The 1,243-nt window shown below is 64.4% G+C and carries 1 pseudogene; it reads right to left on the bottom strand.

Annotated elements, in window-relative coordinates:
* Positions 1-737 (bottom strand): annotated as a pseudogene (locus tag B1A74_RS13630) (methyl-accepting chemotaxis protein); the annotation flags it as partial.
* Between the last annotated feature and the right edge of the window lie 506 nt (positions 738-1,243).

The following is a 1,243-nucleotide window of genomic DNA, read 5'->3' as shown; positions in this document are numbered from 1 at the left end:
TGTTCGCCGGCGCGGGCGGCTTCGACCGCGGCGTTGAGGGCGAGCAGATTGGTCTGGAAGGCGATCTCGTCGATGACACCGATGATGTCGGAGATCTTTTTCGAGGACTGGTTGATCTCGCCCATGGCGCCGACGGCCTTGCTGACCACCTCGCCACCCTCGGCGGCCTTGTCGCGCGCGGCGACGGCGAGCTGGTTGGCCTGTTTGGAGTTGTCGGCGTTGGACTTCACGGTGGAGGTCATCTCTTCCATGGAAGAGGCGGTTTCCTCCAGGGACGAGGCCTGTTCCTCGGTACGCTGGGACAGATCGGTGTTGCCCTGGGCGATCTCGGAGGAGGCTGAACGCACGTTGTTGGCACCCTCCAGGATCTGCCCGACCAGTCCGTCGAGGTGATCCATGGAACTGTTGATGGCTTCCTGCATGCGACCGAATTCGCCCTGGTATTCGCCCTGCATGCGCACCGTCAGTTCACCCTCCGCGAGGGCCTGCACGGCGCGGATGGCCTCATCGACGGGTTCCTTGACCGAGTCGACCAGCCGGTTCAGTTCATCGCCCAGTTGCTGGACGAAGCCGTCCATCTGGTCGGTGTCGATGCGTTCATCCAGGCGCCCCTCCAGCACCTCCCGGATGAGCCTTTCGATCTGGCTCTCGGCATCACGCTGAGCAGTCAGGTCGAACCACTCCAGTGTGTTGCCCAGGAACTCGCCTTCTTCGGAGTTCTCCCCGGTCACGTGGACCTTGAGCACCGCCTCGCCAACGGTATATTCGCGGTCGATGCCTTCCTCGCGGCAGGCGTCCATGGTCGAGCGTTCGGGAATCAACTGGGGGAAGACCCGGTCCAGGCGCTCGCCTTCCGAGACCGCGGGCGTGCCGCCGGCGGCACGGATGTCGCCGGAGCGCTCCTGCAGCAGCCGTTTCATCGGCTCGTTCATGTAATTGATGGTCCAGTCCGGGCGGATCATCATGAACGGCTGGGTGGCGGTATCCACCGCCCAGCGCATGCGCACCAGTTCGTTGTATTCGTCCGCGGGGATGGTAATGCCTTCCGCGTTGCTTTCAGCCGCCATGTTGCTCTCCTGGTCCGGAATCGGTTGGGCTCCGCCGGCCCGGCGGAACGAAACGTTCGCTTGGGGCGACGCGGGTGCGTCGCCGGGTTACGGGCAGCGGGGCTTACCGGATCGGTCCGCGCCCCGTGCGGTTCAGAACTCTTCCCATTCTTCGCTGCTGTCCGCGGTGGCGGACT

Source organism: Thioalkalivibrio halophilus (genome assembly GCF_001995255.1).
GTDB classification, from domain to species: domain Bacteria; phylum Pseudomonadota; class Gammaproteobacteria; order Ectothiorhodospirales; family Ectothiorhodospiraceae; genus Thioalkalivibrio; species Thioalkalivibrio halophilus.
Note: the sequence above shows the minus strand (reverse complement) of the source record. Positions and strands in the feature narration are given on the sequence as shown.